This is a genomic window from Runella salmonicolor (assembly GCF_024158025.1).
Classification (GTDB): Bacteria; Bacteroidota; Bacteroidia; order Cytophagales; family Spirosomataceae; genus Runella; species Runella salmonicolor.
Genome location: NZ_JAMZEL010000009.1, coordinates 83,778 through 95,635 on the forward strand (window position 1 = coordinate 83,778; position 11,858 = coordinate 95,635).

Consider the following 11,858-nt stretch of genomic DNA (forward strand, 5'->3'; position numbering starts at 1 on the left):
TGAAATTATGAGTGACGCTCTACAAAAAGCATTTACTTTATTGTTATTGATTGTTTTGGGTTTGATTTTGCGTTCCAAATTCAAAAACAAACAACAAACCGACGGAATCAAGGAAATGGTGCTTTCGGTAGCCCTTCCTTCCACCATTTTTATTGCGTTAATGAAGGTAAACGTTGATTCTAAGCTGATTATCGTTCCAGCATTGACCTTGGTTTTTAACTTTTTTATGTATTTTGTTACGCCCGTTGCCTTGGCTTTCTTTGGCGTAGAAAAAAACAGCTCTACTGGTCGTACGCTCATCATGTTGCTTCCTTCGCTGGCCCCGGGCTTGTCTTGCTTTCCCTTTATTGCAGAGTTTTTGGGTGAAGAAAGCGTGGCAATGGCGGCGTTGGGTGATGTTGGAAACAAGTTTTTTGTCTTGATATTTTTGTACGTGATTGCCTTGAATATGTTTCTTAAAAATGCCAAAACAGAAGAAACAAATATCGGAGATAAAATCAAGGCTCTTTTGGTCAATTTGGCCAAAGAACCCATCAACATCATCATTGCTTCGGCCCTTATTTTGTTGAGTTTCGGTGTGAGTTTTAAATCATTGCCCGTCATTATTGCTGATATGTTTGACAAAACCAGTGCCATGATGACGCCATTGGTACTGATATTCATCGGATTGGCGGTTCAGTTGAAACAAAAAAAGAAAAGATTGATTAGCTCGATGCTGATGTTTAGAGCGGGTATCACCATGCTGTTTAGTGCCGCAGTAATTGCCGTACTGGGAATAAAAGAACCCACCATGGTGCTGTTGGCGGTAGCTATTCCTTTGAGTTCAGCGAGCTTTTGGCCTTTTGCCCACATTTCAGCGTTCAATTTGCGCGAAGAAGCTTCGGGCTTACCCAAAGAACGCCGCACGTTTGATGCCGAATTGGCCGTATTGGTTCTGGCGTTTTCATTGCCATTTTCAACATTACTGATTCTTGGAATTTTATCAGCAGGTACATTTTTTGCCGATTTACCTACACTCATTATCACCGGACTCCTTTTTATGGGTATCGGCGTAGTTCCCAACCTGATTGGGAAATCAATTATGAAGTTTTCAAAAGCCTAAAAATCTAATTGGCTCAATTTACCATTGTTGCTTTTGCACTTAATCAACCAACACTAAAACCTAATGAAATTATGAAGACTGCAAAAATATTCCTTTTTGTTGCCGTGGCCTTAGCCGCAGCCTCTTGTAAAGTGGATGATCCATTTGTAGACCGCGTGGTTGCACCCGTTCTGTTGGTGTTTGATAATGCCATCGGAGATGGCGGCGGTTTTACTACTGAGCCGACCGTTACCTCAAAAGCAACGGGTACGGCTACCGTTAGTGTTCGAATTCTTGAATTAGACAAAACCAATATTCTTGACTATAAAAAAGGAATAGATTCTATTCCAGTTACTGGCCTAGCGTTGTCGCTTACGACACGTGCCGGGGTTAAAATCGCTGACTTGACAACCGATGCCAACGGTCGGGCCATGGTGACAAAAACTTGGGCTGAGTTTGGCGTAGCTGCTCCAAAGGCTGGCTCGATTGTTTCGCTTACGCTGACGGGCAAGTACAAAGAGCAATCTTTCTCAAAACTGGCTCGTTTGCAGGCAGTTAATTAACTATCAGACTGCCATGGTGCAGCGCTTAAAGTAGAATAATCTGAGTAAATGGTGTCGCTGGATTGGAGAGAGTAAAGTGGTCAATATCAACAAACTATTCGATCTTAAACTTAATTCCTGATACCAAACTCATTTTAGAGTATATATTATTGGTGGGTTTGAATAATCAATGATTGAGTCGACACAGCCGAGGCATTCGCTTCGGCTGTGTTTTTTTACTATTCGCCGAGCCAAGTTTTAAAGTCGCTGGCTTTTTCCCGGCCCACAATCGCTTCTTCGTCAAAAGCGGGCGTCAATTGGATTTTAAGTTTGCTGTTGAAGTACAAATGCACTTTTTCGATGGCACTGGCAGAAGCGATGATTTGACGATTTAACCGAAAAAAATGACGAGGATTCAGTTCTCCGAAAATTTCATCCAACGTATAATCCACCATGTAATCGCGCCCGTCAAACGATTTGGCAAAGCTCATTTTGTTTCGGGTGTAGAAATAAGCGATTTCTTTGGTGGTCAGGGAGAACATTTTCTGGCCTTGTTTAATCAAAAACCGCTCCCTGTACACGGGTGCTGGCGCGGGGGCCATGTTAGAAAGTAGTTTTTTGATGGAAAGCTGAATTTCGCTTGGCTCCTTCAAAAAAGTTTCTTTGAGGTAGTTCAGTTTGTTTAGCGCCCGGCTCAACTCTTCGGCCTTGATGGGTTTGAGAAGGTAGTCTATGCTATTGACTTTGAAGGCTTTAAGGGCAAATTCGTCGTAGGCAGTAGTAAAAATAACGGGACTTTGGACGGTTACGTGGTTGAAAATTTCAAAACTTTGACCGTCGGCCAATTCAATATCTAGCAGGATTAAATCGGGTGCGGGATGGGCCTGAAGCCACGCTACGGTATCTTCGATACTGGTCAGAATGGCCAAAATAACGGCCGTAGGCTCAACTTCCAGCACCAGTCGCTGCAATTTTCTGGCGGTTAGTTCTTCGTCTTCTACAATTAAAATGTTCATGTCATAATCCTCCGTACGATACGGAGGTGTTTGAAGGGTTGATGAGTGGGACTTTTACCTGAAAAATATGCTCCGTTTGGCGAACAACCACGTGGGGTTGGCCGAGCAGGCTATACTTGGATGAAATATTGGCTAACCCCGTTTTATCAGAAGGCAGACTTTTGGATTTGACCTGTAGGTTGTTGACAACGAATAAGTCATTGGAGTCGTCGGCGTAAATGGTGATTTTTAGGGGTTGATGACTCAAAATTGCATTGTGTTTTACGGCATTTTCGACCAATAATTGTAAAGTAAGGGGCGGAATCAAATAAGATAATTTGGCGGCTGGTATGTCTTTTATCAATCGGAGTCCATTGCCGAAGCGTGTTTGGAGCAAATGGAAATAGGCATCAATGAAGTTTAATTCGTTTTCGAGCGTGGTGAGCGGCTGGTCGTTGTTTTGCAATAAATACCGATACACCGACGACAATTCTTCGATAAATCGCTCCGCTTTTTTGGGGTCTTCGGCCACCAACGACGACAGCGTACTCAGGTTGTTAAACAAAAAATGGGGCTGGATTTGGGATTTAAGCGAATCCAACTGCGTTTGCAGGTTTTCTTTTTTGAGGCGCTCCGCTTCATAATAGGTTTTCCACCATTGTTTGTACAGATAAATTGCCTCGTAAATGGCTAAAATCGGTAATAGCATCACCAGACCAAAAATAATGTTGAAAATATACCGTTGCGGTGTAAAATGATATCCCCAAAACTTAGTTGTACTGTAAAATAGTGAGAACGTAAAGCGAATACCGATGGTAATGATGAACGTCCAAAACAACAAAAAGGCGATTCGGGTACGGGTAAGTTTGATGCCCGGATACTTACTTCTGGACTTGATAATGACCAGTCGATTTAATTCCCAAAGTACGATGATGGCAAAGACTGAATGAATGATTTCTGAATGAAGGTCAATTCGGTGAAAAGCGTTTCCTTCGTGGTAAATCACCAAGGCCACCAGCGTAATGATGGGTACACCGATGATTCTGAGCCATTTATCGTTAAGTTTTGTCATTGAAAAAGTGGGCCTTCGCGAGAAAAAGTGATTTAATCTAGGGTTAATAGAATCAATTTCCAGTCATTTTTATCCTTTATCCATACCCGCAAATAGCTGGTCGTTTTGTTGGAATGGGTTACGCTTCCGTACACGTATGCAAAATCACCTGCTTTTGAGATTCCGCCATTTAATGCCTTTAATGTAGCTTGGTTCGACAATTGTGCAAGTTCTTCCAACACTCGTTTTTGCGTAATAATGGGGCTTTTTCCAGGTAAATTGAAATGCGCAGAAGGATGTAAATAGGGCGAAAGACTACGCCATCCTTTGGTTGCAATCGCCTGATTGATAGCTTCTTCCAGAGTCATTATTTCGTCGTAGTTAGCATTTGCAAAGGATTGTTGGAGGGAGATTTGGTTTACGGTCGAAATTGGCGCGTGCGTTTCGGTATATGAATTTCCCAAATCTATCAAAAGTTTAAATTCGCCCGCGTTATTTTTTTTCCAAATTGAAGAAAAATTGCCGCGTGCAATGACCGAATCTTTGGGTGTTGCCCTTACGGTATACGGCCCAGTATTCAAGCCCAAATCGCCAGAGGCGCTGATGACCGAAAACGAAGGCTCCCAAAACAAGACAGGAGATTTGGCAGGGGCTTTTTGGTAAAAGTCCATTCCGTTGAGCACTTTTCCTTGGTTAAACACCACCCCTGTGCTATCAAGAAACCTGAGAAAACCTTCTTTGATGGAATGCGTTGACGTATACGCCGCAAATTGTTTCTCGGTATCAATGAGTTTTTGAATTGGTTTTTGGGCGTGGGCTGTGCCGAAAACCCATCCCATCAACAGGTTGGCAAGCGTTAAGTGGCGTAGTGGTTTCATGAAGTTTAGCTGTGTTTTCTTGCCAAAATTCTTAATTCCACCTGAGACAAAAAATGGACATCTCCCTGAACTGTTGTTTTTTCAGTCCGAAGTGACAGAGAAGGCTAAGGGCTTGAAATAGTCGCGTTAAAGTGCGAATTTAGAGCAATAAAAGTGCAGAACAATCATTCATAAACGTAATACGATGGATTCTGTAGACAAATCAAGACGGGCCGCGCTCAATACCCTCGGTGTTTTTGGCGCTGGAATGTGGTTGTTGCCTTCTTTTCCGTTTTCAAGCAAAGAACAAAACATGATTAAACGAAAAATACCATCTTCGGGCGAACCGTTGCCCATCGTGGGGTTGGGTACTTGGCAGCAGTTTGACGTCGGGTTGTCGGATGAGGAACGCCGCCAGCTCACCGAAGTCCTGACCCTGATGATTGAAAAAGGGGGCAGGCTGATTGACTCGTCGCCCATGTACGGGCGTGCTGAAGCGGTCATCGGGGAACTTGCCGCGCCGCCCGCCATCAATCCCAATCTCTTTTATGCCACTAAAGTGTGGACAACGGGAAAAGAGTCGGGGATTCGGGAAATGAATGACTCAATGGCCAAAATGCGTCGAAAAACCCTTGATTTGATGCAGGTTCATAATTTGGTGGATTACAAAACCCACTTGCAAACATTGTACAAGTGGAAAGAAGAAGGCAAAATTCGGTACATTGGTATTACGCACTACACGGCTTCTGCCCACGAAACACTGGAGCGAGTTTTGAAGTCGGAGAAGATTGACTTTGTGCAGTTCAATTATTCTATTCGCGAGAGAAATGCCGAGAAAAGACTGCTAAATGCGGCCCGTGAAAAAGGAGTGGCTGTGATTATCAATGAGCCGTTTGAGTCGGGTTCGTTGTTCAACGCGGTGAAAGGGAAGAAACTGCCCGAGTGGGCGGCCGAAAATGATATTCAGAGTTGGGGTCAGTATTTTTTGAAGTATATTTTGGCCAACGAGGCCGTCAATTGTGTTATTCCGGGTACTTCAAATCCAAAGCACGTCGTGGACAACATGGGGGCGGGTTTTGGTCGGTTGCCTGACGAAAAATTGCGTTTAAAAATGATTGAGTATCTAAGCGCAATTTAGATATTGAACCAAAATGAAAACTTAACGGCAAAAGGAGTGATACCCGGATTTTGGCGGTAGGTCAGGCGGTGAATGGCGTCGACCCGCAGTACTTTAAAAATATTGTCGATGGCATAGCCTACTTCAACGTAGGGTTCTTTGCCCAACGTACTAAAACCCAGAACGGGTCGCCCCTGCGCATCTGTAGGAGCTAAGAGATTCATATTGGCGGGCCGAACACTGCCATAAAGCACTTTGGCATTGGCCAAAAAACGCCATTTTAAGCGTTTGATGGCAGGAATTCGGTTGAAAAGCAACCCTTCAAAATTATGCTCATACCGCAGTTGGACGTACTTATCGCTCACAAATTCAAAGTAATTCATGAGGTTGAAGGCATTTTCTACGTAAAAAAGGGATTCATTACCCAGCGGCGTATAGAGCATAGGGTAGGGGAGCGTTGAAGGAATATATCCCAAGGTGACATTGTAATTGGAACGTCCCCATATACCCACCCGAAAACTTTGCTTTACATTTAGGGATAATCGGTGGTAACTAAAATCACTGTTCATGAGGTTACGCAGCCCCATTTGATAGCGAAAAATCACCAGTGGCCACCGCTGGGTGCCGAGGGTGAGTCGTTCGTTTTCGTTGTAGATAAACACCTCATCTTTGCCCCAACGGGTTTCAAAAAACAACTCTGAGTTTTGGTAATTGCTTTGGGTGGGTGAACGGTCGCCCATGCCGGGGGCGGTTCGGTAGGCAAAGGCATACATGGGCTCAAACGAGCGATGACGCAACCCCACCGTTTGGGTTAATCCCCTGAAAAGCTCGCGTTTGATGTAGGCAGAACTGACCCCTTCAAAATACCCGCGACGGTACGAACCCCAGCGGGTCATGGCGCCAAAAAGGGCGTTGTTGCCGATGGCCTCCGACGAAAGCCCGATGCGCTCTAAATCATAACTATGACTGATGCCGCCAATGGTCCAGGGTTTGCGGCTGAAGATGTAATCAACGCTAAAATTATATTTCCATTTTTGGTCCAAAGTGCCGTAGGCGGCGTGTCCGCTCAATATCCATTTGCGGCTGAAATCGGGGTTGGTTTTACCCCCGATACGGATACGGTTTCCTTCCACTACATTGTTAGAATATAAATACAAAAAAGGCCCGACGTCAATGTTGACCTTCGGAATTCGTTTATATCCATTGACGGCCATATTGAGGACTTCTACGTAGGTACGTACCACCGGAACCTGCTTAACGGAGTCAATGAGTTGATAGGCCGTTTGCTCGCCTGCCGTCAGCGGTTCATGACGAACTTTGTTCCAATAGTCTTCAGGATATTCTTTGTAATCTTCCGAAAGTTCCAGCGGATAGTCATAAAACTTGGGAGGGCGAGGTTTGTTGACCGTCACATTCCGATTGGAGGTATAAAATTTCACCAACATTCCTGCCGTAGAATCAGTCAATTCGGCTACGTCAATCAACACCCGAGATTTGATGGGCATCCAAGTGCTGTCGCCGATTTGTTCATATTCCTGCTGGATTTTGATGCGTTCAATAAAGTTGATGTTGGCGCGTTTGCCCACGCTGGCGTCCACCTGCACGAGTGCGTGCGAGAGTGTGTCAATCCAAATGGTGCCGTTGAAAGCAAGGTCTTGGGGGCGTTTGGGTTCATAATCAATCTGATAACACCAATACCCTCCCACAAAAGTAGTATCAATCAAATAGTATTCGTAGGTGTTTTTCCAGCCGTCGGCAATCGGAGAATGAAAATCTTTTTCGACCACACTCAGCCAGTTTTGGTAAAAATTATACTGCTGAAACGACGACCCAATGAGCTGAGAAATCAGGCTCCCATCGGTGACGGCGATGCCCGAAATCTTGGTTTTAAAAATTTGTTCTTTCTTTTTGCGCGGGTTTTCCCTGAAGTAATAATTGGAAATGGATTCGGACAGATAAATCGGAATCACGGGCCGACCATCTTCGCCCGCAATCTTTTCAAATTTATCCACCGCTTCCGTAATTTTTCGAATGGCTTTGCGCTTTTTAAAACGCTGCGAAAGGTTATCTACGTCCACTTCAATCTTGTTGTAGCTTTCGTATTCGTAGGCAGTCAGGCGGTTGGGGTTGTGCGCGGGCTTTTGTTTTACTACTTTCCGCAGAATATTATACGCGGGATTTTCGCCAGCATAAACCTTTACTTCCTGAAGTTTGATTTCGGAAGATTCGAGCTGAAAATTGATAACTTGTAAAATCGAATCTTTGCGAATGGCTTTGGTTTTGGGTCGATAACTCATCGACGAAACCATCAATGAATCGCCTATTTGGGTGGTTTTTAGCGTATAAAATCCTTCAAAATTGGTGGTAACACCGGCAGTTTTACCTTTGATTGCTACCCCTGCAAAGGGCACAGGGTCACCAGTTTGGGCATCGGTGATGCGGCCAGAAATGGTGTAAGTTGTCTGACTGACGCCTTTAAGTGACCAGAAAAGTACGAAACAGACTAACGTACAATGTATAGGAAAGAAGCGTAATCGTCTAATCACAGGTGGGGGATTTGGTTCATGGTCTGTCTATGATGACAAACGCTTGATGAAAATAAAAAAGTTTAGTCGCTATGACAATTATTTTTGACTTTTTTATTGATAATACGCAATTATGAGGCCATTATGTTGCAATATTTAAAGTTTTTACACAAAAAATCCTCTCACCGAACGCACTCAGGAGAGGATTTTTATGGGTTGGGATTTGTAAACCCCATTGGCGGCTCTGAGTATTTATCACTCAATTGTTAACGGAAATTTCGAAACTTGCTGAAATCTGGGATACGCAAAAGGAAGACTTTACTTTCTTCCTTTTGCGTATCCCAGATTAACCATGGGAATAGCCAACGGAGATTTTAATTTATTGATAACTTTAGGTGCTGTGTATTCTTTGTAATCAATTGATTATGATTGACTTTCATTGTATTCGACGTGCCATGTGTGGTCGGCAAGCATCGTAACTTTGGCAATATAGCGACTGTATTTATACGAACGGCCCCACTCGCCTGGTGCAATCATGGAAAGCACGTCGCTGCCGTCTTCTTTTTCGTACACATAATAAACCTCGTTGAGCACTGGCTCAAAATTCATGTGGGCGGCATAAATCCGTTCCGAAACATCTACGCGCTGACGCAACTCCTTGGCTTGTTGGGCCAGCGTTGCCATTTGTTGGTAAATCTGTCCGAGCTGCCTTTCGGTTTGTTGACGCATGGCCAACACTGCCTTGCCTTTGACTTTGCCCATATCTTCGGGCTTAATGACTGCGCCGCCTACCGAGTGGGCATACGCCATGAGTCCGGGGTTTTCAGCTACTTTGTCGGGATTGATAGGGTTCTCTACCATTATATAACCGTTGTTTGTTGGTTAATAAGTTCAACGCACAAAATTAATTATTGTTTGGTTTGAATGTAGAATGAAACGCCTATTAAGCCCTAAATAATAAATAATAGTCTAAATAGTTAATATTTAATAGATTATATATCTATAAAATATTATAAATTAAGATAAAATATATAATCAAAAAAGATGCTATTTTCGGTGACTTAGGCCCTTTAATGGCCTCAAACAGATAAGCACATAAGGCGTTGGTTGGTCACTTCGCCGCAAATCTAATGATTAAAAAAAGCGCGGGACTTTGCTATTGTGCCCATTAATGTTGTTTTTTGAGTGTAAATGCACCCAACAAAAATACGTTTGGCATCATGCTTGTATACTTTTCATACAACTAAAACGTTATTTTTACGGGAATTTTCCACATAATTTGTAAGCAAACGCCTGAAAGCGAGTCGTTTAATGCGAGTCAACCAACTTCTAACCTATTCTACAAAGCTCCAACTGCTTCTGCTGTTGGGAATTACGTCATTTGTGACGGGCTGCTCGCAGTACAGTACCGGAAGATTGAGTGTGGGGTATCACAACCTCAATGCTAAATTTAATGCCTACGTCATTGCCCGCGACAAAATGCGCGAAGCCGAAATAGCCATGCGCCGAAATCGCAAGGAGGACTACAACCAGATTCTGCCGATTCTTCCCGTACTTGATTCGCTCGAAGCCCAACCCGTGGGAGATTTGCTGCAGGATGTCATCAAAAAAGCGTCGTTGGTGCCCGACCGCCACCAAAATAGCAAATGGGTAGACAATGCTTACGTACTGATTGGTAAAGCGCGTTTGTACAAAGGCCAATTTACGGACGGCATCGAAACGCTCCGCTACGTCAACGCCAAAGGGCGCGACGAAGAAGACAAACACGAGGGCCTGATTTGGTTGATGCGGGCCTACGTCGAAACCAAGGATTATAACAGTGCGCTCAGCGTGGCGGAATTTTTGCGTAGCCAGCCCTTAAATGATAAAAATACGCGCGATTACTATTTGGTCAAGGCCTACCTTCACCAACAAAAGCAGGAATATATTTTGGCGTTGGCGATTTTGGAAGAAACTTTCGGTTTGTTGCCGAGAGGGGAAGAAACGGCCCGAATTCATTTTGCCGCCGCTCAAATGTACGATTTTCTGGAAAAGCCGCAGGCGGCCAATGCCCACTACAAACAAGTATTTCGCAATCGGCCTCCGTACGATTTGAGTTTTTTTGCAAACATGAATTCATTGCAAAACGAAGCCCTGACCTCCAACGACGTATCGACCGAAGGAGGATTTAAGCGGATGCTCAATGACCGTAAAAACAGCGACCTACGCGACCGCCTCTATTACTCAATGGGAGTGATTGAAACGCGTAAGAAAAACTACCCTCAGGCTATTCGTTTTTTTGAGGAATCCATTCGTCAAACCACCACCAACACCACCCAAGTGCCCTATACCTACCTCGAAATGGCGAAGGTATACTACGACAAACTCCAGAATTATGAGTTAGCCAAAGCCTATTTTGACAGTTCATTGGCACTTTTGCCCCGCACTTCTCCCCAGTTTCAAAAGATTACGGAGCGGAAAGATGTGCTGGACGAGTTTGTAAAACAGCTCACCACGATTCGGACCGAAGACAGTTTGCAGCGACTTTCGCAGATGAATCCCGCGACTTTGGATAAGTTTTTGGATGGTGTAATCGAAAAAGAAATTGAAGAACAAGAGCGAAAGGTAAAAGAAGCCCAAAAGCTGGTGGAGCAGGCCAGAACGCTGAATGTCAATGCATTAAACTTCAACGGAGACCCTGCCGACCGCTTCGTTTTGTATGACCCCGTGGCATTGAATCAGGGGAAATTGGAATTTAAGCAGCGTTGGGGAAATCGGGCGTTGGAAGATGATTGGCGGCGAAGCTCAAAAGTGGCTACGTTATTGACCCAAACGGACAATATCACCCCCGTAGCAAACGGCCAAAAACCTGTAACGCTGGGCGGGGGAGATATTACAAAATTAACCAAAGACTCGCCCGAGTGGAAAGCAAAAAAGGATGCGATGTACCGCAATATTCCGCTGAGAAAGCAGGAGCTTGACGCCTCCAATCAACGCATGGAAGATGCCTATTATAAGTTAGGGAAGATTTATAAGTTTAGTTTAATTGAGCCCGAAAACGCCGTCAAGACGTTTATGGCAACTTTAGAACGTTTTCCAACGACAAATTATAAACCCGAAATTTACTATTTACTCTTTCTGACTGACCAAAAAGATAATCAGGACAGTTGGAAAACCAAGCTGTTGGCGGAGTTTCCCAACTCATCCTATACCCGGTTATTGACCAAGGCCAACGGGAGTATTGCCGCCACGGGCAATTTAGAATTGGAAGCGCTCAAAGATTATGAAAAAATACTAGGTTTATACCAAAAAGCCAATTTTTCAGAGGCGTATGCCCAACTAGAAATGGCGATTGTGACTTATTCAGGTAGTAAGATTGAAGACAAATATGCCTTGCTCCGGATTTATTTGCTCGGCAAACTTCAGGGGCGCGAAGCCTACCTCAAAGCGCTGAACAGCTTCATTAAAGATTTTCCAACCAGTCCGTTGTTGCCTCGTGTACGGGAGGTTTTGGAAGCCCAACAATCTACATCTATCAAGAAAAATGGCTAATAAGTCTATCAGGTTGCCCGATGTTCCTGAAAAAATCCTTATTATTGCGTTTAAAGCAATAGTTATCCCCCTGTCTATTTTGAAGTTGAAAACACAACCTGAACTTCATTTCAATTGGAAAAATCTGTGCTTCAATTTTTGAAAAATGGGACAAAAGTT

At 43.9% G+C, this 11,858-nt stretch carries 9 protein-coding genes; 4 read left to right on the top strand and 5 right to left on the bottom strand.

What is annotated here, in order from left to right; genetic code table 11:
* The first annotated feature begins 7 nt into the window (after positions 1-7).
* A complete protein-coding gene (locus NCI00_RS19685) occupies positions 8-1,102 on the top strand; it encodes an AEC family transporter (protein ID WP_166558949.1) in 1,095 nt (364 codons plus the stop codon).
* A gap of 71 nt (positions 1,103-1,173) precedes the next feature.
* A complete protein-coding gene (locus NCI00_RS19690) occupies positions 1,174-1,644 on the top strand; it encodes a hypothetical protein (RefSeq protein ID WP_166558950.1) in 471 nt (156 codons plus the stop codon).
* A 218-nt stretch (positions 1,645-1,862) separates the two neighbouring features.
* Here NCI00_RS19690 and NCI00_RS19695 read toward each other — a convergent pair whose 3' ends face one another.
* Genes NCI00_RS19695 through NCI00_RS19705 form a run of 3 tightly spaced genes read right to left on the bottom strand, consistent with a single transcriptional unit; the run spans position 1,863 to position 4,547 of the window.
* On the bottom strand, positions 1,863-2,639 hold the full coding sequence (locus NCI00_RS19695) for a LytR/AlgR family response regulator transcription factor (RefSeq protein ID WP_253530421.1): 777 nt from the start codon (positions 2,637-2,639) through the stop codon (positions 1,863-1,865).
* A 1-nt stretch (position 2,640) separates the two neighbouring features.
* On the bottom strand, positions 2,641-3,690 hold the full coding sequence (locus tag NCI00_RS19700; protein WP_253530424.1) for a sensor histidine kinase: 1,050 nt from the start codon (positions 3,688-3,690) through the stop codon (positions 2,641-2,643).
* A 32-nt stretch (positions 3,691-3,722) separates the two neighbouring features.
* Positions 3,723-4,547, bottom strand: coding sequence for a nuclear transport factor 2 family protein (locus NCI00_RS19705; RefSeq protein WP_253530427.1), 825 nt, complete (start codon positions 4,545-4,547; stop codon positions 3,723-3,725).
* Positions 4,548-4,731: 184 nt separating this feature from the next.
* Here NCI00_RS19705 and NCI00_RS19710 point away from each other — a divergent pair, with 184 nt between their 5' ends.
* Positions 4,732-5,664, top strand: a complete 933-nt coding sequence (locus NCI00_RS19710) for an aldo/keto reductase (RefSeq protein ID WP_253530429.1) — start codon at positions 4,732-4,734, stop codon at positions 5,662-5,664.
* Here the strand turns inward: NCI00_RS19710 and NCI00_RS19715 are convergent.
* Positions 5,661-8,189, bottom strand: coding sequence for a DUF5686 and carboxypeptidase-like regulatory domain-containing protein (locus NCI00_RS19715; protein WP_253530431.1), 2,529 nt, complete (start codon positions 8,187-8,189; stop codon positions 5,661-5,663). The genes NCI00_RS19710 and NCI00_RS19715 overlap by 4 nt on opposite strands.
* A 402-nt stretch (positions 8,190-8,591) precedes the next feature.
* Positions 8,592-9,029 carry a DUF2452 domain-containing protein gene (locus tag NCI00_RS19720; RefSeq protein WP_114065985.1) on the bottom strand — a complete coding sequence of 146 codons (438 nt, stop codon included), beginning with the start codon at positions 9,027-9,029 and terminating at the stop codon, positions 8,592-8,594.
* Between the two features lie 450 nt (positions 9,030-9,479).
* Here NCI00_RS19720 and porW point away from each other — a divergent pair, with 450 nt between their 5' ends.
* A complete protein-coding gene (porW, locus tag NCI00_RS19725; RefSeq protein WP_253530433.1) occupies positions 9,480-11,699 on the top strand; it encodes a type IX secretion system periplasmic lipoprotein PorW/SprE in 2,220 nt (739 codons plus the stop codon).
* Positions 11,700-11,858: the final 159 nt, after the last annotated feature.

Excerpts from the sequence above, each read along its gene's own strand:
- NCI00_RS19685 (WP_166558949.1), top strand. The coding sequence starts at position 8 with ATGAGTGACGCTCTACAAAAAGCATTTACTTTATTGTTATTGATTGTT.
- NCI00_RS19700 (WP_253530424.1), bottom strand. The coding sequence starts at position 3,690 with ATGACAAAACTTAACGATAAATGGCTCAGAATCATCGGTGTACCCATC.
- NCI00_RS19720 (WP_114065985.1), bottom strand. The coding sequence starts at position 9,029 with ATGGTAGAGAACCCTATCAATCCCGACAAAGTAGCTGAAAACCCCGGA.
- porW (WP_253530433.1), top strand. The coding sequence starts at position 9,480 with ATGCGAGTCAACCAACTTCTAACCTATTCTACAAAGCTCCAACTGCTT.
- NCI00_RS19705 (WP_253530427.1), bottom strand. The coding sequence starts at position 4,547 with ATGAAACCACTACGCCACTTAACGCTTGCCAACCTGTTGATGGGATGG.
- NCI00_RS19690 (WP_166558950.1), top strand. The coding sequence starts at position 1,174 with ATGAAGACTGCAAAAATATTCCTTTTTGTTGCCGTGGCCTTAGCCGCA.
- NCI00_RS19695 (WP_253530421.1), bottom strand. The coding sequence starts at position 2,639 with ATGAACATTTTAATTGTAGAAGACGAAGAACTAACCGCCAGAAAATTG.
- NCI00_RS19710 (WP_253530429.1), top strand. The coding sequence starts at position 4,732 with ATGGATTCTGTAGACAAATCAAGACGGGCCGCGCTCAATACCCTCGGT.